This is a genomic window from Streptomyces gilvus (assembly GCF_022513565.1).
Classification (GTDB): domain Bacteria; phylum Actinomycetota; class Actinomycetes; order Streptomycetales; family Streptomycetaceae; genus Streptomyces; species Streptomyces gilvus.
On the sequence record NZ_JAKWBE010000011.1, the window covers coordinates 73,205 to 90,500 of the forward strand.

Sequence of the window (17,296 nt, forward strand, 5' to 3'; positions counted from 1 at the left end):
TGGCACAGTCCTGTGGGCCGCAGGCTAACGAGCGAATGTGAGACGACTCTGAAAACGCGCCCCTACTCCACGAACAGCCCCCGCGCCGCCGCCCGGGCGTCGAACTCCTCCAGGCGGGACTGGGCGTCGGGCAGGTCGTCGCACATGGCCTCCAGCAGCACCCGGCCGAGCAGCATGGGCGCGCAGGCGGTGTCGAAGGCGAGCCCGGTGCCGACGGCGGCGGGCAGCAGAAGGTCGGAGACCTTGGCGACCGGTGCGAAGGCGGAGTCGGCCACCGTCACCACCGTCAGCCCGGCCTCCTTGGCGAAGGCGAGGCTGTCGACGACCTCGCGCGGATGCCGGGGCAGCGCGAAGCAGAGCAGGGTGCTGGCGCCGGCCAGCACGGCGGCCTCGATGCGGTCCTGGATCATCGTGCCGCCCTCGTTGAGCAGCCGGACGTCCGGATGGACCTTGGCGGCGAAGTAGGCGAAGCCGTACGCCTGGGAGGCGGCGGCGCGCAGGCCCAGGACGGGGAGGGGACGGGAGGCGGCCAGCAGCCGCCCGGCCCGCTGCACCGGACGCGGGTCGGCGAGCAGGTCGGCGAGGTGCCTGAGGTTCTCGATCTCGGCCTCGACGGCCTGCTGGTACTCGTTGTAGGAGCCGGGCCGGTCCGCCGGCTCGGCGGGCGCGACCTCGCGCAGGTGCTTGCGCAGGGCCGGGTAGCCGTCGAAGCCGAGGGCGACGGCGAAGCGCGTCACGGAGGGCTGGCTGACCCCGGCCAACTCGGCCAGTTCCACGCTGGACAGGAACGGAACATCGGCCGCCCGCCGCACCATGCTGTGCGCGATGCGCCGCTGGGTCGGCGTCAGCCGGTGCCCCTCGAAGAGCGCCTGCAGCCGCCCCGCGGGACTGTCGCTCACGCCCGTCTCCCTCTCCGCGCCCATCACTCGCTCCCCCTCCAGATCTCCGTGAACCGGTCCAGCAGTGCGGCCGCCGCCGTCACGTCGTCCGTGAGCGGCCGGTCGGCCTGGTCCTCCCGCAGTACGGACTCGGCGAGCCGGAACGCCCGGCCCACCGGAAGGTCCGGCTCGGGCCTGAGGTCGCGCTGGCGCAGCGCCCGTACCGCGGCGACGAGTTCGCAGCCGACGACGAGCCGGTACGCGCGGCAGGCGCGGCCGGTCTGACGTGCGGCGAGCGAGGCGAAGCTGGCCTGTTCCTCGACGCCCCGGGAGAGTACAGCGTGCCCGAGCGAGGCGGGAGCGGAGAACGCGCGCAGATCGCCGAGGGCGGCCCCGGCGGCGTACTCGAGGATCATCACGCCGGAGGAGGCCGGTTCGTGGTCGGCGAGGAAGGGGCGCAGCCGGGTGTAGGCGGGCTCGTTGAGGGTGGACAGACGGGAGGTCGACAGCCGGGCCACCTGGGTCAGGGACAGCCGGAAGTGGTCCAGGGCGAGGGCGAGTTGGGCCTGGTAGAAGCCGCCGTGGTGGTAGGCGGCCATGTCCTCGGGTGAGATGAGGGGGTTCTCGGCGGCCGCGTTGATCTCCATCACCAGCACCTCCTCCAGGGCATCGGCGGCGTCGTGCGCCGGGCCGTGGATCTGCGGCAGGCAGCGGAAGCCGTACGGGTCCTGGATCCGGCCCAGCGGCGGGGTGGGCCGGTCGGCGGCGCCGATCAGCTCCCGCATCCGAGCGGCGACCCGGGCGCTGCCCCGGTGCGGGCGGGCGGCGTGCACGGGTGCGGCGTACGCCTCGTGCGAACCGTCGACGGCGAGCAGCGACAGCGCGGCGACGACCTGCGTGGCCTCGACCAGCCCCCGCAGCTCATGGAGGGCGAGCGCCGACTGCCCGAGGGTGAGGGCGTTACTGCTGATGAAGGCCAACGCGTCGTTGTTGTCGAGGGGTTGAGCTTCGGGAGCACCGCCTGTGGACCCCGAAACGCCCAGCGCCCGCCACGGATGCTCCCCCGCCAGCGCCAGCCCCACCTGGGCCAGGGCCGCTATGTCGCCGGTGCCGACGGAGCCGAACTCGTTGACGATCGGGTGGACGCCGTTCTCCAGGGCCTCGCACAGGGCCGTCACCACCGTCGGTCGCAGGCCGGCCCCGCCGGCGAGCAGCTGGTTGGCGCGTACCGCGAGCATGGCGCGCACCTGCCGGGAGGGGAGTTCGTCGCCGATCGCGCCTGCGTGGCTGCGCAGCAGTCTGAGGCCGTGTTCGGCGGCCGCCTCGGTGGGCACGCTCTCGTTCCGGTTGGCGCCGACGCCGGTCGAGCGGCCGTAGACGCGACCGGTCGCGGCGATCTGCCGGGCCGCGTCCCAGGACTCGGTCACCCGCTTCATCGCGTCGGTCCCCGGCACCGGCCGCGCCGTGCCGTCGGCGAGGCGCACGACGTCCGCGACGCCCAGCCCGATCCCGTCGAGGACCACGAGCCCCGTGTGCACGGCTTCCGGCGTGTCCACGATCCGAGACGACATCAAGCCCAAACCCTTCTCAATCCGGACGCCTGATCTTGCTGTGCGGTCATCCGCTACCTCGGATTAACGCCAAACCGTCGACAAGCTATTCAGCTACCAAGAACTCTGCATGACGTTATGCAGCCGGGCAAGGGACAACTCATGATGCGTGACCGTCCTCGTCGGATCTTCCGGCTGCGGCAAGACGACCACCCTGCGGATGATCAACCGAATGGTAGAGCCGACCTCCGGCACCGTCCGGGTCGGCGGCAGGGACGTGACCCGCCAGGACGCCACCGAGTTGCCGGAGACCGTGGGCCTGGCCGCCGACACCTGATCCCCAGCCGGCACATCGTCCCGCTCATCGGCGACCGCAAGGCCGACGACACGGTTCGCAAGGCCCTGGCCGAGCTCGGCAACGTCCTCACCACCGAGCAGCTCACCCGGCTCAACAGCCGGGTCGACAATGACAAGAAGGACCCCGAGGACCTGGCCGCCGCCTACGCCGAGCAGCACGGGCTGGTCTGACCCCCAGCACGGACAGGGGGGCTAACCCCAGTGCGGCGGGCGGCGCGGCTCCTTACCGTGGGTTGTCATGAGGGGAATGGAGACGAGCATGGACGCGCGGGACGCCGAGCTCAAGAAGGAGCTCAACGCCACTCTGCAGGCCCGCAGGGAACTGGGTGAGGAGTACGAGTCCGCGCTGGTCGACTCGTTCCTGGAGAAGGTCGACCAGCGCATCGACGGGGCCGTGGAGCGCCGCGTGCGGCGGCAGATGGCCGAGCAGCAGATGGTGGTGGCCCGGGGATCGCGGGCGCCGAAGCCCACCGACTCCTGGGGCGAGCGCTTCGGCTTCGGCATCGTCTCGCTGGTCCTGGCGATCCCGCTGTCCGCGATCGGCGGCGGCATCGCCCATCTGCCCGGCCTGCTGGTCGCCTGGGCGGGCATCGTCGGCGTCAACGCCTTCTCGGCGGCGCGCGTCAACCCGGGCCTGTTCGGCGGCCGCCGCGGACGCAAGAAGGACGAGGACCGCTGGGAAGACTGACCCGCGCGTGTGATGTGAAGACGGCCGCCACCATCAATTGAGGAACCACGGCGGCGGGCGACCACGTCCGCGAGAGCGGCGCCGGCTTAGGCGCGAAAAGCGTGTGCGCGGGGACCGCCGCACCCCCGTTGCCGGGGGGCGGGACGACGGCGGTCCCCGCGAGGGACGTCGACCGGGTCAGGGCCGGGTCTGACGTCCGGCGTCCATGGAGGTCCGGGAGCCGCTCCGGAGGTCCTTGGACGTTCGGCGCCGGCTGGGGCGGGGAGCCTCCCCCAGTGCTTAACGCCTGGGAGGTACCCCCACCGCCCTGCCGACACCCCTAATGTGCCGGAGCCGTGTTAAGCGTGTGCTGCGTGCACGTGACACGCTCGTACCACTTCCGCGAAGTCCACCACTTCGGTAGGCAACCGCAAGTTCCCCGTGGTGGGGCTCCGTTCACCGGACGTTCGCCGTCACTTTCCGCCCTTGGCCAGGAAGTGCAGCAGGTCCTGCCGGCTGATCACCCCGGTCGGCTTTCCCTCGATGAGGACGATCGCCGCGTCCGCCGCGCCGAGCACGGTCATCAGGTCGGCGACCGGCTCGCCGGAGCCCACCTGGGGCAGCGGGGACGACATGTGCTTCTCCAGCGGGTCCTCCAGCGAGGCCCGCTTGGCGAACAGCGCGTCCAGCAGCTCCCGCTCCACGACCGAGCCGACGACCTCGGCGGCCATGACGTCCGGGTGACCGGCGCCCGGCTTCACGATCGGCATCTGCGAGACGCCGTACTCGCGCAGGACCTCGATGGCCTGGCCGACGGTCTCGTCCGGGTGCATGTGGACGAGCGAGGGAATGGCGCCGTGCTCCTTGTCGCTGAGCACGTCCGCGACGCGGGCGCTGGGGCCCTCGTCCTCGAGGAAGCCGTAGTCCGCCATCCACTCGTCGTTGAAGATCTTCGACAGGTAGCCGCGCCCGCTGTCCGGCAGCAGGACGACCACCACGTCGTCCTCCTCCAGGCGCCGCGCGACCTCCAGCGCCGCCACGACCGCCATCCCGCAGGAGCCGCCGACCAGCAGCCCCTCCTCCTTCGCGAGCCGGCGGGTCATCTGGAAGGAGTCCTTGTCGGAGACCGGGACGATCTCGTCGGCGACGGTCCGGTCGTAGGCGGTGGGCCAGAAGTCCTCACCGACACCCTCGACCAGGTACGGCCGCCCGGAGCCGCCGGAGTACACGGACCCCTCGGGGTCGGCGCCGATCACCTTCACCCTGCCTTCGCTGACGTCCTTCAGATAGCGGCCGGTGCCGGAGATGGTCCCTCCGGTCCCCACGCCCGCCACGAAGTGGGTGATCCTCCCGTCCGTCTGCTCCCACAGCTCGGGGCCGGTCGAGTGGTAGTGGGAGAGCGGGTTGTTGGGGTTGGAGTACTGGTCGGGCTTCCACGCGCCGGGCGTCTCGCGCACCAGCCGGTCGGAGACGTTGTAGTACGAGTCGGGGTGCTCGGGGTCGACGGCCGTGGGGCAGACCACGACCTCGGCGCCGTACGCCCGCAGCACGTTGATCTTGTCGGTGCTCACCTTGTCGGGGCACACGAAGATGCACTTGTACCCCTTCTGCTGCGCCACGATGGCGAGCCCCACCCCGGTGTTCCCGCTGGTCGGCTCCACGATGGTCCCGCCGGGCTTGAGCGCCCCGCTCTCCTCGGCCGCCTCGATCATGCGCAGGGCGATGCGGTCCTTCACGGAGCCGCCCGGGTTGAAGTACTCGACCTTGGCCAGGACGGTCGCCTTGATGCCCGTGGTCACGCTGTTGAGCCTCACCAGCGGGGTGTTGCCGACGAGACTGATCATCGAGTCGTGGAATTGCACCGTTGTCTCCGGTTGCTTGCAAAAGAAAGTGGTCCTAGTGGTTCCGCCAGCGTAGGCCCTGCCGTCCGCCAGGCGCGGTCGTTCACTCCCCGTTGAGATTGGCGAACGGTCGGTACGGGGCAAGGAGTGGATGTAGGGCGACGAAGGAGGTGGCGGCGAGGTATGACGAGCATGTCGAGGGCACGGGTGGCCCGGCGGATCGCGGCCGGTGCCGCGTACGGCGGCGGCGGGATCGGGCTGGCCGGCGCGGCCGCCATGGGACTGCTGCTGGCGGAGGTCCAGCTGGCCAGGCGCCATGTGGGCAACGGCAGCAGCGGCCGGGTGCCGGTGGCGGACGGCCTGTACGGAACCGCGTACACCGTGCCCGACGAACCTCCCCTGCGGCTGACCATGCTCGGCGACTCCACGGCCGCGGGCCAGGGCGTGCACCGGGCGGGCCAGACGCCGGGCGCGCTGCTGGCGTCGGGGCTGTCGGCGGTGGCCGAACGCCCGGTGGAGCTGCACAACGTGGCCCTTCCGGGGGCGACCTCCGACGACCTGGACCGTCAGGTGGCCCTGGTCCTCGCCAACCCCGCCCTGGTGCCGGACATCTGCGTGATCATGATCGGCGCGAACGACGTCACGCACCGCATGCCCCCGACCCGTTCCGTCCGCCATCTCTCGGCGGCGGTACGGCGGCTGCGCACGGCCGGCGCGGAGGTGGTGGTCGGCACCTGTCCGGACCTGGGCACGGTGGAGCGGGTGCAGCAGCCGCTGCGCTGGCTGGCCCGCCGCGCCTCCCGCCAGCTGGCGGCCGCCCAGACGATCGGAGCCGTCGAACAGGGCGGCCGCACCGTGTCCCTGGGCGACCTGCTGGGCCCCGAGTTCGAGGCCAACCCGCGCGAACTGTTCGGGCCCGACAACTTCCACCCCTCCGCCGAGGGCTACGCGACGGCGGCGATGGCCGTCCTGCCGACGGTGTGCGCGGCGCTAGGCCTGTGGCCGGCCGAGGAGGAGCGCCCGGACGTGTCGCGGCGGGAGGGCTTCCTGCCCGTGGCGAGGGCGGCGGCGGAAGCGGCGTCCGAGCCGGGCACCGAGGTCACGGCGGCGATGCCGACGGGTCCGCGCGGACCGTGGGCGCTGCTCAAGCGCAGGCGCAGGCGGCGGGTGCACGAGCCGGCGCCGGAGCCCAGTTCCGTCTCCTCGACGCAGCCGGCCCCCTGAGCCACAAAGCAAGCGCTTAGAAAATTGCGGCCAGGGTCACACAGCGACAGACGTGACCCTGACCTTACGGACGGGTAGCTTCCCAAGCAGCCCTGACCGTCTCGTACTCCCACCCGTCGCCCGACCACCACCCCTCAACGAGGCGCTACGCGCCACCCCTTCCAGTCTGGAGCCGTCATGCCCGAAGCCGTGATCGTCTCGACCGCCCGCTCCCCGATCGGCCGTGCCGTGAAGGGCTCGCTGAAGGACCTGCGCCCGGACGGCCTCACCGCCACGATCATCCAGGCCGCCCTGGCGAAGGTCCCCGAGCTGGACCCGAAGGACATCGACGACCTGATGCTCGGCTGTGGTCTGCCGGGCGGCGAGCAGGGTCACAACCTCGGCCGGATCGTCGCCGTGCAGATGGGCATGGACCACCTGCCGGGCTGCACCATCACCCGTTACTGTTCCTCCTCGCTGCAGACGAGCCGGATGGCCCTGCACGCCATCAAGGCCGGCGAGGGCGACGTCTTCATCTCGGCCGGTGTCGAGATGGTCTCCCGCTACGCCAACGGCAGTTCCGACATGCCGAGCGGACGCAACCCGCTCTTCGCCGACGCCGAGGCCCGCACCGCCGCCACGGCCGGCTCCGAGGGCTCCACCTGGCACGACCCGCGCGAGGACGGCCTGCTGCCCGACCCGTACATCGCGATGGGCCAGACCGCCGAGAACCTGGCGCGCTGGAAGGGCGTGACCCGCCAGGACATGGACGAGTTCGGCGTCCGCTCGCAGAACCTCGCCGAGGAGGCCATCAAGAACGGCTTCTGGGAGCGCGAGATCACCCCGGTCACGCTGCCCGACGGCACGGTGGTCAGCAAGGACGACGGTCCGCGCCCCGGTGTGACCCTGGAGGGCGTGGCCGGTCTCAAGCCGGTCTTCCGCCCCGACGGCCTGGTCACCGCCGGCAACTGCTGCCCGCTGAACGACGGCGCCGCGGCCGTGGTCATCATGAGCGACACCAAGGCCCGCGAGCTGGGCCTGACCCCGCTCGCCCGCATCGTGTCGACCGGCGTCTCGGGCCTGTCCCCCGAGATCATGGGCCTCGGCCCGGTGGAGGCCTCGCAGCAGGCGCTGCGCCGCGCCGGCCTCACCATCGACGACATCGACCTGGTCGAGATCAACGAGGCGTTCGCCGCGCAGGTGATCCCCTCCTACCGCGACCTGAACATCCCGCTGGAGAAGCTGAACGTCAACGGCGGCGCGATCGCCGTCGGCCACCCCTTCGGCATGACCGGCGCCCGCATCACCGGCACCCTCATCAACTCCCTGCAGTTCCACGACAAGCAGTTCGGCCTGGAGACGATGTGCGTCGGCGGCGGCCAGGGCATGGCGATGGTCATCGAGCGCCTGAGCTGAACCGCTGCGTAACCGCTGAGGCACCAACGGTGAGCCTCTGGCCCGGAGTCCGGAACACCACCGGTCTCCGGGCCGTTTTGTGATCCAATCTCCCCCAGGATGTGACCTATCTCCCTTCGTGGAGGGATTCACGCAGCTCAGGGCGGGTACGACACCCCTTCTGGGACCTAAAGTCCTGTCCGGTTCGTGACGTTACGCACTGACAGCTGGTCAGTCCGCCCTTCAAGCTGATGTAGGAAGTCGGGGGTCGACTTTGAACCGGGAGTACGTCAGTGAGCGCCATGCCGATCGCCTTGCTGCTCATCACGGCCGCCACGGGCGCCGTGGGCGTCGCCGTCCTGCGCACCCTCATGGTGCTGCGCCGTGAGGTCGCCGCCCTGCACACCCAGCTCGCCGAGCAGCACGTCCCGCACGGTCTCGTGCCCGCCGCCCGCCTGTCCACCGAGGCCGACGAGATACGCGCCGCCGTCGCCGAGGCGCTCGCCGAGGAGCGCGAGCGCGAACTGGCCGAGGCGCGCGCCTTCTGGGCCGCCCAGGAGTCCCGTGACGGCTCCGACGCGCCCTCGCTCCTCGGTCTGCCGGACAGCGAGCTGTACCTGCCCCGGCAGAGCGACTTCGTGGGCCTCGAGCCGCTGGAGTCGGTGACCGAGCAGGCCGCCGACGCCGACGAGTTCGCCGGGGACTCCCCCGAACTGGCCGCGGCCCGCCGCCGGCACCCCTCCCACCCGGACTTCGTCCCGGTGCAGTCACCCGTGGCGAACGACCATGAGCGCACCGTGGCCACCCTCGAGGAACTGGCCGCCACCCGCACCGAACTGACCGACGTCCGCCCCGGCCCGCTGGGCACCCTGGACGTCTACGTCTTCGCCGACGGCACGACCCTGTGCATGACCCCGGGCCACCGCGAGACGGCGGAGCGTCTGGCGGCCGCCCTGCGCGCGGGCCGGACACCGGTCCTGCTCGGCGGTTCGGGCGTCTCCGGCGCGTACACGCTGACGTTCGAGTGCGGCGAGGAGAACGTGTACATCCTGGCGGACCGGGTCATAGCGTCCCTGTAGAGATCAGCGTCCCTGTAGAGATCAGCGTCTCCGCAGGGATCCGCGTCCCTGGAGAGATCAGACGCCGGCGCGCTGTTGCGCCTGAGCCACCAGTTCCACCGCCTGTTCCAGCTGGCCCTCGTCCTCGAGCACGAGGGCCAAGTCGTGTGCGGCGACGGTGATTTGGTCGGCGGCGGCGAACATCCCGGCGTCCGGCATCAGCCGGGGCTCCGTCTCCGGGTCCTCCAGGACCTGCGCCCGGCAGGCCAACTCCCGGGCCAGTTGCAGGGCCTCGGCGGCGGCTCCCCGCTGCAGCCGGCTCTGCGGAGCCGCCCTCAACCGGTCGGCGAAGTGATCCACGGCTCGCGTCAAGGGCGTCGTATCAACCACGGAACGAGCGTACGCGGCACCGCCAGACTGTTGCCAACAGGCGAACGCTCAGGCACCGTGACCTGAAGGACCGGCTTACATCCCCTTTGCGTTCGGAGGCGCCGATGTCCCACGTCCTCTCCGAGGAGACCCACCGCAACATGCTCGCCCGCATCCCCCACTGCACCGGTCGTGAAGTGTCCGACTGGATCCGCACCGTCGAAGAAGGCCCCGCCCTCTTCCGCTTCGAGGAAAAGGTCAGCTGGCTCCGCCACGAGCACAACCTCGCGTACGGCCACGCGAAGGCGATCGTCCACGAATACGACCTGAGGAGGGCAGCGCGCAAACTGCTCTAGGCGCGCACCACGACATGACGAAGGGCCCCCGGTGAGAGCACCGGAGGCCCTTCGTGACAGCTGAATGACAGCCGCGGGACGGCTAGTCGTTGCTGTTGAGGATGGCGATGATCCGCAGGAACTCCATGTAGATCCACACCAGCGTCAGCGTCAGCCCGAAGGCCGCCAGCCACGCCTCCTCCTTCGGCGCGCCGTAGGCGATGCCGTCCTCGACCTGCTTGAAGTCCAGGGCGAGGAAGCAGGCGCCGAGCAGCACGCCGACGATGCCGAAGAACACACCGAGCGGGCCGCTGCGGAAGCCGAGGCCGTCACCGCCGCCGAAGACCGCGAACAGCAGGTTCACGACCATCAGCAGCACGAAGCCGAGCGCCGCCGCCATCACGAAGCCGTAGAAACGGCGGTTGACGCGGATCCAGCCCGCCTTGTACGCCACCAGCACACCGGCGAACACCGCCATCGTGCCGATCACCGCCTGCATGGCCGCGCCGCTCGCGATGCGGTTGTCGACCACGCTGGAGACCACGCCGAGGAACACACCCTCGAACGCGGCGTACGACAGGATCAGCGCGGGCGTGGCCTTGCGCTTGAAGGACTGCACGAGCGCCAGGACCATGCCGATCAGCGCGGCGCCGACACCGATGCCGTAGGAACGGCTGATGTTGGCGTCGTCGACCGGCAGCAGCGCCCAGGCGAGCGCGGCCGTGACGATCAGGGTGCCGAGGGTGGACGCGGTGCGCAGGACGACGTCGTCCATGGTCATCCGGCCGGTGGTGGCCGGGGCCTGGGGCGGGGCGCCGTACTGCAGGTCCTGCTGGGCGTACGGGTTCTGCGCGTAGGGATTGCCGCCCGCGTAGGGGTTGGCCTGCGTTCCGACAGCGGGACCCCCGGCCTGCGGCGCGGTGTTGAAGCCCGCGTAGCCGTTGTCGCGGCTGAACCCCCGTCGCGAGAAGACCGGGTTTCTGCTCCTCATTTCACTCCTCCATGGCCGCACGTCGCGGCCTTGGCTCAAGAGTAATAGGTAGGCAAAGGAATGACCCTAGTGCTTGGGGAGGATCTTTCCCTCGTCGTGCAGCGCAACACGCTACGCGGGTCCGTGATTCCCGCCACCGCGGGGGTTCACACGGCCGTCAGTCCAGGGGAAAACCCGTGTAGCCCTCGGCCAGGTCGGCCTCGGCGGCACGCGAGGCGGCGACCCGCTCCAGACGGGTGAGCTGGAGGCGGTGGTCGAAGGGGGTGGCGTCGGGGGCAGGGTGCAGCATCGTCGTCATGTCGTACGAGAACCGCTCGGCCTGCCAGACGCGGCGCAGACAGGTCCCCGAGTAGGCGTCGAGCAGCTCGGCCGAGCCGGTCTCCTTCTCGTACGACAGCGCCCGCGCGAAGGTCACCACGTCACCGACGGCCAGGTTGAGGCCCTTGGCGCCGGTCGGCGGGACGATGTGGGCGGCGTCGCCGGCCAGGAAGAGGCTGCCGTACCGCATCGGCTCGTGGACGTAGGAACGCATCGGGGTGACGGACTTCTGGGTGATCGGGCCGCGCTCCAGACGCCAGTCGTCCGCGGTCTCCAGGCGCCGTTCCAGCTCGTCCCAGATCTCCTCGTCGCCCCAGCTGTCGGCGTCGGTGCCGGCGGGCACCTGGAGGTAGAGACGGGAGACGGAGGGGGAGCGCATGGACAGCAGGGCGAAGCCGCGGTCGTGGCGGGCGTAGACCAGCTCGTCGTGGGAGGGCGGGACGTCGGCGAGGATGCCGAGCCAGCCGAAGGGGTACGTCCGCTCGAACACGCGGCTGAGCTCGGCGGGGACCGCCTGCCGGGCCACCCCCCAGAACCCGTCGCACCCGACGACGTACCGGCACTCCAGCACCTCCTCCCGCCCCTCGTGCCGGAACCGCACGGACGGGCTGTCGGTGTCCGCGCCCTCGACGGCGAGGGCCTCCGCCTCGAACAGCAGCGGGCCGCCCTCCTTGAGCTGGAGGGCGATGAGGTCCTTGCAGACCTCGGTCTGGGCGTAGACCATCACGGACCGGCCGCCGGTGAGGGCGGGGAAGTCGACGCGGTGGCGGCGCCTTTGCCAGCGCAGTTCGATGCCGTCGTGCGGGAGGCCCTCGCGGTCCATGCGCTCGCCGGCGCCGGCCGCGCGCAGCACGTCCACCGTGCCCTGCTCCAGGATCCCGGCGCGCTGGCGGTGCTCGACGTAGGCCCGGTCGCGGCTCTCCAGCACGACGGAGTCGATCCCGGCGTTGTGCAGCAGCCGGGCGAGGAGGAGGCCGGCCGGGCCGGCGCCGATGATGCCGACGGTGGTACGCATCCCGCATCCCTTGGTCGTCTGGGCGTTTCTCGTCTTGGTTCGTGCTGTGAAATTTACTTCACCAACTTCTGGGATGTGAGTCTGCGCCCGCCCCCTGGGGATGTCAATGGCCGACCGCCGCGCCGTGGGAGACGGTCACGGCGGTCGGCACGGGCCGCCGGGATCAGCGCGCCGGGGGCCAGCCGTCGAGGTGACGGTGGAGGGTGACATCGGGCTTCACGTCGCCCTTGGGGGCGTTCGCCACGGCGTCGTGCAGCACGGTGGTGACCTCGCTCGCCAGGCCGTCGACCTGGGTCTTGAGGTCGGCCGCGGGCAGCGAGGAACGGGTCAGCTCGTCCAGCCGGCGGTGGATGTCGGCGAGCTTGCGCTGGGTGTCGGCGTTCAGACTGAACGGGGTCGGCGTGGAGACGACGAACTGGTAGGCGCCGGCCAGTGTCTGGCAGCCGGTGCACTTCTTGTTGGCCGCGTCGCTGAGGTTCACGGCGTTGAGGTGCGTGTGCTCGCCGGCCATCGTGACGATCTGGAACGACAGCGCGACGGAACGGCAGGCGTCGTCCGCCGAGCAGCCCGCCGAGACCGCGTTGGCCTGGTTACGGGCGGAGGCGGCGTTCACCGTGCCGAACTGGCGCACCGTGAACGAGTCCCTGGCCTGGGTGTGGTGGGCCCGGTCGGCGTGCGTGAACACGTGGTCCGAAGCGAACGCGGCGTGCGACACCCCAGTGGCGGCCTGCGCCGGCACGGCGGTCGCGGCCCCCGCGACACCGGCCGCGAACAGCCCTATGCCGAGGGCCCGACGGGTGAGGGGGTTGCGGGTGGGTCGAGCTTTTCGATGGCTGGACAAGGGTTCTCCTTGGTGGATGCGTTCGGTGGTGGGGGGTGGCGGTGTTGCGGGGTGGCGGGTCGGGGGGTGGCGGTTGTGTCGGTGGCGGTGGTGCGGGTGGTGTGCGGCCCAGCGGGTGGCGGGTGGTGCGGGGTGTGCCGGTGGCGGTGATGCCTGTAGCGGTGGAGCGGGTACGGCGGTGGTGCGGAGCATGCGGGGCCCGGGACGGGTGCTCGGCCGTCACCGGCCGTCGGTCGAGCACCCGCGCCCGCGGAGGTCACCCCATGACCCGGGCGGCCCGCGCCGAGGGCTCCCCGCGCCATGCGGCTCCCCGTGCCGGGGCACCCTCGCCGTGGGCCTGTCCCGGACGCCCCGCCGTGCCGTGAGCACGCGCGCCGTCGACTCCCCGTGCCCTGGGCCCCATGCCGTGCGGCTCCCCGGGCGGTCGCCGCCCCCCTCCGGCCGGTCCCGGGGACGTCCACCCCGGGACCGGCCGGGTCTCAGGTCGTCGCCGGTGACGCGCTGGGCGGCGGGGTCGTCGGCGGCTCGGTCGGGGAGGCCGTGGCGCTCTCCGACGGGGTCGGGGAGACCGGCGGCTCGGACGGACCGCCGCCGGGAGCGGAGGCGGAGGGGCCCGAGCCGGTCGGCGAGCCCCCGCCCGAGGTCGTCGCCGGCTGACCCGTCGCGCCCTTGGTCGGGCGGGCCGACGCCGGGGCGGACGCGGACGCGGAGGCCGAGGCGGTCGTACTCGCCGACGGGTCGGGCGAGGCACCGTGCGCCGCCGCGGAGGCGCCGGGTGACGCCGACGGGGACAGGGACGCGGCGCCGGGGCCCGCCGGACCGCGCGAGGCGCCACCGCCGGAGGTCGAGGCGTCCCGGGGGCTCGGGGCCTCGGTGGAGACCCCGGGCTGCAGGATCGGGGCGATCGGCGGCTGCTTGGGCAGCGGCTTCGGGGTGATGCCGGAGACCCAGGCGTAGCTGAGGCCCGTCAGACCGGCCAGGGCCAGGGCGCACAGCGCGATCCTCAGACGCGGGCGGCCCGCCGTGGAGCGTTTCGCGGCGCGGAAGATACGGCCGCTCATCTTCACCGACAGATAGACGACACCGGCCATCGGGCACAGCAGCATCACACACCCGATCACCCCCACCAGCCCGTCGACGATCTTGCCGTCCGCCAACGCCGAACCCGTGCCGACGAGTTGCTCGGTCAGCGACCGGGTCATCGTGGTGAGGATCCGCGGCAGGTTCCACAGGGCGTAGCCCAGCTCGCCCACCAGCAGCGGCACCATGGTCAGCACCCAGGTGGCGACGATGGTCCGCGCCGACTTCTTCAGCCCCGCGACCTCCTTGCGGGCCGCCTTCCCCTTGGCCCCCGGCACCAGACCCAGCAGGATCGGCTTGATCTTGCCGTAGAGGTCCGGCACGCCCGCGAGGTCGCCCAGGATGTAGTAGCCGTCCAGCCGGACGGCCGGCATCAGCTGCTCCAGGATCTCGAAGTGCCCGAGGTAGACCGCGGCCAGGAAGAACTGTGCCCCGGTCGCGAAGTACGCCCCGGCCATGCCGAGCATGAAGACGACGTTGAAGTAGACCCCGCCCAGGTCGGTGCGGATCCGCCCGGCCCGGCCGATCCGGTAGACGTCGGTGACGTCCGTGTACATGGACGGCCAGATCAGGAAGAGTCCGCAGCCGATGCAGCCGGGCCGCGCGCCACCGTACTTGCACGCGGAGGCGTGGCCGAACTCGTGGAAGACGAGCGAGGCCACGGTCAGCACGAACACGATCAGGATGAGGACCGGCTGGTCCAGGACCTCCAGGACCGGGTCGATCGCCCCGAAGAACCCGAACAGCCACACGTCCATGGCCACGGCCGCCAGCAGCACCGCAACGACCACGGCCGGCCGGTGCAGCCAGGACAGCGCCCGTGCGATCCGGGCCGTGCGCCGCTCGTTGAAGATCACCCGGTGGCCCTTGAGGGCGAGCAGCAGGTCGGAGCGCGGGGCGTCGACCTCGTCGTCCTCCTGGCCCTCGGGGACCGTCACACCGAGCGGCTCGAGCTTGTTCTCCACCAGGTAGCGGACGTTCTCGCCGCTGACCTCGCGGCCGAAGCGCGCGCTGACGCGGTACGCGATGGTCTCGACGTCACGGACGCCGTCGATGCTCGACGCCACGAGGTACAGCAGCCGGGACAGCTGCACGACCTGCCCGTCCCCCCGACGGGCGATGTACTTGGGGTCGGTGAAGCCCGACCCCTGGTACTCGCCGTGCAGCTTCAGCCCCGCGCTCAACCGCGGGGCGGCCGGCGGCTGTTCAACGACCGGCAGGCTGCCCGTCGCCACCTGCTCGTAGGTCACCGGCCAGCCGCCGGGTCCGGGCACGGGCCCGGTGTCGTACAGCGCCGCGGTCCCGTCTCCGAGCACTGTCATATGTGGTCTCCCCCCACGTTTCCCCCCGTCCCCGCCGTTTCCCCCGGAAGGCCCGCCGCTTTCCCCCCGGAAAGCGCGGCGGGTTCCCCCGGAACAGGCGCCGCGGGGGCGGGCCGCGCCGCACATGAGCGCGGTCCGCCCCCGTGGCCGTCGTAGCGGGTGAGTACCGCTACCGCGGTGTCGCTACTGGGTGACGTTGATCGTCTGCGCGGCCGAGGACTCCGCGGCGGACCACGAGGAGTGGTCGTTCAGGGCGGCCGACTCGTTGTGCGCCGAGATGTTGGCGACGTGCTTGGTGACGTTGACCGTCTTGCCGAAGCTGAACTTCAGCCGGCCCAGGGCCTCGCGACCGGGCAGCAGCTCGGCGGACTCGGTCTCCAGTTCGTTCATGTCCATGCTCATGACGGATGTCCTTTCGGTGATTGCTTGGCTTCGTTCGGAGGTGGAGCGCGAGCGTTACTGCGCGACGTTGATGGCCTGCGCGGCGCCGGAGTCGGCCACCGACCACGAGGAGTGGTCGTTCAGGGCCGCGGACTGGTTGTGCGCCGAGATGTTGGCGACGTGCTTGGTGACGTTGACCGTCTTGCCGAAGCTGAACTTCAGGCGACCGAGGGCCTCGCGGCCCGGCAGCAGCTCCGCGGACTCGGCCTCAAGCTCGTGGGCGTCCATCATGATCAGTTCCCCCTCAGGGATGGGCGTTTCCCGATCGAACAGCGTCAGGTTCCCCCCGGACTCTGTCCAATCTGGTCGGACGAGCTGTCCAACGAGATTGGACACTAGGGCCTCGGAGGGCCGACGCGCAAGCCGTTCGGGAAATCACCCTTTCGGCCCCCCGGGGACGCGACCGTAGAATCGGCCCCGACATGGACGGTCTTGCCGACACAGCCAGCAGGAAGTGACCCACCCGTGGCCAACGCACTGCAGCAGTTGATCCGTGAGCGCCTCGACCGCAAGGGCTGGTCCTACGGCGACGTGGCGCGCCGCGGCGGCATCCCGCGCTCCACGGTCCACCACCTGGCCACCGCCGACCGCGTCGTCCGCATGCCCCAGTCGGCCACCCTGGAGGGGCTGTCCAAGGGCCTGGAACTCCCGTTGGACACCGTCCGCCGCGCCGCCGCGGAGGCCTGCGGCATCCACGTGTACGGCAGCCCCGAGGCCGGCGACGCTCCCGCGAACCCCGCCGACCCCGAGGTCGACCTCCTCATCGCGAGCGTCCAGAAGCTCTCGGCGGACGACCGCCGCCATGTCGCGGCCCTGGTGGAGTCCCTGCTGGACCGCTCGTCGCCGCGCACCCCCAAGGAGTGACGTCACTCGAACACGGATGCGTCGCATTCCGTCAAGTCGGAAAAAGAACGTCAACTGCCCCCGAACACTCCAAGATCCCCCGCTACTCTCTCGTCCTGCCCGAGGAGCGAGACCCGCACGTCCACCCCGGGCTCCTTGGGGGGAATGTGTTGTTCGTGCATGGCGGACCCGCTACGGCCGTGGTCCGGGGGCCCGCGGGCCAGTCCGTCGTCCTGCTGTCCGGTGAACTGCCCGAGATCCTCACCGAGGAGGCGGTCGCCGAACTGCTCGATCTCGCCGCCGCGGTACTGGACACGGACGAACTGGAGCTGTTCCACAGCTGCCTGGACACACTCCGCACCGACGGAATGCGCGCCGGCCGCCGAATCGAGATCGAGGGCGCCGTCCTCACCGTGTACGAAGGGTGAAGCCCGCCTACGGAACGCTCCGTTCCGTAGGCGCGGAAGTGCCCGGAGCCGGACTTGAACCGGCACGCCCGCGAAGGGGCAGCGAGGTTTAAGCTCGCCGTGTCTGCATTCCACCATCCGGGCAGGCCATGGGCTCCGCGTCGAGGTCACGAGCCTATCGGGATGCTTCCCCCGAACAGCCCGTACCGCAGCCCGATGTTGTCTTATTTTATTGATGTCTGAGGGTGCATCAGCACATGGAACGCGCCATCCGCACTTGCCAGTAGCCTTACGCCCGACGCCCGCGCGCGCATGCGGAATGACGGAATTTCACCGCCCGAACGAGGGTGCTCCACCGGTTCTCGACGCCCCGGGCGCAAGCGCT

17 protein-coding genes, 1 tRNA gene and 2 pseudogenes are annotated in these 17,296 nt (G+C 71.1%); 9 read left to right on the top strand and 11 right to left on the bottom strand.

Features of this window, described 5'->3' with window-relative positions; genetic code table 11:
• Positions 1-62: 62 nt before the first annotated feature.
• Positions 63-923, bottom strand: a complete 861-nt coding sequence (locus MKW14_RS18710) for a MurR/RpiR family transcriptional regulator (protein ID WP_240863669.1) — start codon at positions 921-923, stop codon at positions 63-65.
• Positions 923-2,449, bottom strand: a complete 1,527-nt coding sequence (locus tag MKW14_RS18715; RefSeq protein WP_240863670.1) for an aromatic amino acid ammonia-lyase — start codon at positions 2,447-2,449, stop codon at positions 923-925. The genes MKW14_RS18710 and MKW14_RS18715 overlap by 1 nt, the downstream gene beginning before the upstream one ends.
• A 148-nt stretch (positions 2,450-2,597) precedes the next feature.
• On the opposite strand from MKW14_RS18715, the pseudogene MKW14_RS18720 reads away from it, so the two are divergent.
• The 3 genes and pseudogenes from MKW14_RS18720 to MKW14_RS18730 all read left to right on the top strand — a co-directional run.
• Positions 2,598-2,747: pseudogene (locus MKW14_RS18720) on the top strand (ATP-binding cassette domain-containing protein); the annotation flags it as partial.
• A gap of 8 nt (positions 2,748-2,755) precedes the next feature.
• A pseudogene (locus tag MKW14_RS18725) lies at positions 2,756-2,956 on the top strand (glycine betaine ABC transporter substrate-binding protein); the annotation flags it as partial.
• Between the two features lie 88 nt (positions 2,957-3,044).
• On the top strand, positions 3,045-3,473 hold the full coding sequence (locus tag MKW14_RS18730; RefSeq protein WP_240863965.1) for a hypothetical protein: 429 nt from the start codon (positions 3,045-3,047) through the stop codon (positions 3,471-3,473).
• A gap of 452 nt (positions 3,474-3,925) precedes the next feature.
• On the opposite strand, the gene MKW14_RS18735 is transcribed toward MKW14_RS18730, so the two are convergent.
• Positions 3,926-5,314 carry a cystathionine beta-synthase gene (locus MKW14_RS18735; protein ID WP_240863671.1) on the bottom strand — a complete coding sequence of 463 codons (1,389 nt, stop codon included), beginning with the start codon at positions 5,312-5,314 and terminating at the stop codon, positions 3,926-3,928.
• A 162-nt stretch (positions 5,315-5,476) separates the two neighbouring features.
• On the opposite strand from MKW14_RS18735, the gene MKW14_RS18740 reads away from it, so the two are divergent.
• From MKW14_RS18740 to MKW14_RS18750, 3 genes are all read left to right on the top strand, one after another.
• Complete coding sequence (locus tag MKW14_RS18740) at positions 5,477-6,517, top strand: SGNH/GDSL hydrolase family protein (RefSeq protein ID WP_240863672.1); 1,041 nt, start codon at positions 5,477-5,479, stop codon at positions 6,515-6,517.
• Between the two features lie 177 nt (positions 6,518-6,694).
• Positions 6,695-7,912 carry an acetyl-CoA C-acetyltransferase gene (locus MKW14_RS18745; protein ID WP_240863673.1) on the top strand — a complete coding sequence of 406 codons (1,218 nt, stop codon included), beginning with the start codon at positions 6,695-6,697 and terminating at the stop codon, positions 7,910-7,912.
• A gap of 281 nt (positions 7,913-8,193) precedes the next feature.
• Positions 8,194-8,970 carry a hypothetical protein gene (locus MKW14_RS18750; RefSeq protein WP_240863966.1) on the top strand — a complete coding sequence of 259 codons (777 nt, stop codon included), beginning with the start codon at positions 8,194-8,196 and terminating at the stop codon, positions 8,968-8,970.
• A gap of 57 nt (positions 8,971-9,027) precedes the next feature.
• On the opposite strand, the gene MKW14_RS18755 is transcribed toward MKW14_RS18750, so the two are convergent.
• Entirely contained in the window at positions 9,028-9,339 is a 312-nt protein-coding gene (locus MKW14_RS18755) for a hypothetical protein (RefSeq protein ID WP_240863674.1), read from the bottom strand.
• 104 nt (positions 9,340-9,443) lie between these two features.
• On the opposite strand from MKW14_RS18755, the gene MKW14_RS18760 reads away from it, so the two are divergent.
• Complete coding sequence (locus MKW14_RS18760; RefSeq protein ID WP_133045944.1) at positions 9,444-9,674, top strand: DUF4287 domain-containing protein; 231 nt, start codon at positions 9,444-9,446, stop codon at positions 9,672-9,674.
• A gap of 82 nt (positions 9,675-9,756) precedes the next feature.
• Here MKW14_RS18760 and MKW14_RS18765 read toward each other — a convergent pair whose 3' ends face one another.
• The 6 genes from MKW14_RS18765 to MKW14_RS18790 form a co-directional block, all read right to left on the bottom strand.
• Positions 9,757-10,644: a Bax inhibitor-1/YccA family protein gene (locus MKW14_RS18765; RefSeq protein ID WP_240863675.1), complete on the bottom strand. Its 888-nt coding sequence runs from the start codon at positions 10,642-10,644 to the stop codon at positions 9,757-9,759.
• 157 nt (positions 10,645-10,801) lie between these two features.
• Entirely contained in the window at positions 10,802-11,977 is a 1,176-nt protein-coding gene (locus tag MKW14_RS18770; RefSeq protein WP_240863676.1) for a 4-hydroxybenzoate 3-monooxygenase, read from the bottom strand.
• A gap of 163 nt (positions 11,978-12,140) precedes the next feature.
• Positions 12,141-12,818, bottom strand: a complete 678-nt coding sequence (locus tag MKW14_RS18775) for a hypothetical protein (protein ID WP_240863677.1) — start codon at positions 12,816-12,818, stop codon at positions 12,141-12,143.
• A 479-nt stretch (positions 12,819-13,297) separates the two neighbouring features.
• Positions 13,298-15,220 (bottom strand): zinc metalloprotease, encoded by a 1,923-nt coding sequence (locus MKW14_RS18780; protein ID WP_240863678.1) that lies wholly within the window; start codon positions 15,218-15,220, stop codon positions 13,298-13,300.
• A gap of 183 nt (positions 15,221-15,403) precedes the next feature.
• Positions 15,404-15,622: a hypothetical protein gene (locus MKW14_RS18785; protein ID WP_133045939.1), complete on the bottom strand. Its 219-nt coding sequence runs from the start codon at positions 15,620-15,622 to the stop codon at positions 15,404-15,406.
• A 54-nt stretch (positions 15,623-15,676) separates the two neighbouring features.
• The gene (locus MKW14_RS18790; protein WP_240863679.1) at positions 15,677-15,892 is read right to left on the bottom strand and encodes a hypothetical protein; all 216 of its coding nucleotides are present in this window, start codon (positions 15,890-15,892) and stop codon (positions 15,677-15,679) included.
• Positions 15,893-16,126: 234 nt separating this feature from the next.
• On the opposite strand from MKW14_RS18790, the gene MKW14_RS18795 reads away from it, so the two are divergent.
• Both MKW14_RS18795 and MKW14_RS18800 read left to right on the top strand, forming a co-directional pair.
• Positions 16,127-16,525: a helix-turn-helix domain-containing protein gene (locus MKW14_RS18795; RefSeq protein WP_240863680.1), complete on the top strand. Its 399-nt coding sequence runs from the start codon at positions 16,127-16,129 to the stop codon at positions 16,523-16,525.
• Positions 16,526-16,680: 155 nt separating this feature from the next.
• On the top strand, positions 16,681-16,932 hold the full coding sequence (locus MKW14_RS18800; protein WP_240863681.1) for a hypothetical protein: 252 nt from the start codon (positions 16,681-16,683) through the stop codon (positions 16,930-16,932).
• 39 nt (positions 16,933-16,971) lie between these two features.
• On the opposite strand, the gene MKW14_RS18805 is transcribed toward MKW14_RS18800, so the two are convergent.
• Positions 16,972-17,055: transfer RNA gene (locus MKW14_RS18805), tRNA-Leu, on the bottom strand.
• Positions 17,056-17,296: the final 241 nt, after the last annotated feature.

Excerpts from the sequence above, each read along its gene's own strand:
- MKW14_RS18780 (WP_240863678.1), bottom strand. The coding sequence starts at position 15,220 with ATGACAGTGCTCGGAGACGGGACCGCGGCGCTGTACGACACCGGGCCC.
- MKW14_RS18785 (WP_133045939.1), bottom strand. The coding sequence starts at position 15,622 with ATGAGCATGGACATGAACGAACTGGAGACCGAGTCCGCCGAGCTGCTG.
- MKW14_RS18730 (WP_240863965.1), top strand. The coding sequence starts at position 3,045 with ATGGACGCGCGGGACGCCGAGCTCAAGAAGGAGCTCAACGCCACTCTG.
- MKW14_RS18750 (WP_240863966.1), top strand. The coding sequence starts at position 8,194 with ATGCCGATCGCCTTGCTGCTCATCACGGCCGCCACGGGCGCCGTGGGC.
- MKW14_RS18745 (WP_240863673.1), top strand. The coding sequence starts at position 6,695 with ATGCCCGAAGCCGTGATCGTCTCGACCGCCCGCTCCCCGATCGGCCGT.
- MKW14_RS18790 (WP_240863679.1), bottom strand. The coding sequence starts at position 15,892 with ATGATGGACGCCCACGAGCTTGAGGCCGAGTCCGCGGAGCTGCTGCCG.
- MKW14_RS18760 (WP_133045944.1), top strand. The coding sequence starts at position 9,444 with ATGTCCCACGTCCTCTCCGAGGAGACCCACCGCAACATGCTCGCCCGC.
- MKW14_RS18715 (WP_240863670.1), bottom strand. The coding sequence starts at position 2,449 with ATGTCGTCTCGGATCGTGGACACGCCGGAAGCCGTGCACACGGGGCTC.
- MKW14_RS18710 (WP_240863669.1), bottom strand. The coding sequence starts at position 923 with ATGGGCGCGGAGAGGGAGACGGGCGTGAGCGACAGTCCCGCGGGGCGG.
- MKW14_RS18740 (WP_240863672.1), top strand. The coding sequence starts at position 5,477 with ATGACGAGCATGTCGAGGGCACGGGTGGCCCGGCGGATCGCGGCCGGT.
- MKW14_RS18765 (WP_240863675.1), bottom strand. The coding sequence starts at position 10,644 with ATGAGGAGCAGAAACCCGGTCTTCTCGCGACGGGGGTTCAGCCGCGAC.
- MKW14_RS18770 (WP_240863676.1), bottom strand. The coding sequence starts at position 11,977 with ATGCGTACCACCGTCGGCATCATCGGCGCCGGCCCGGCCGGCCTCCTC.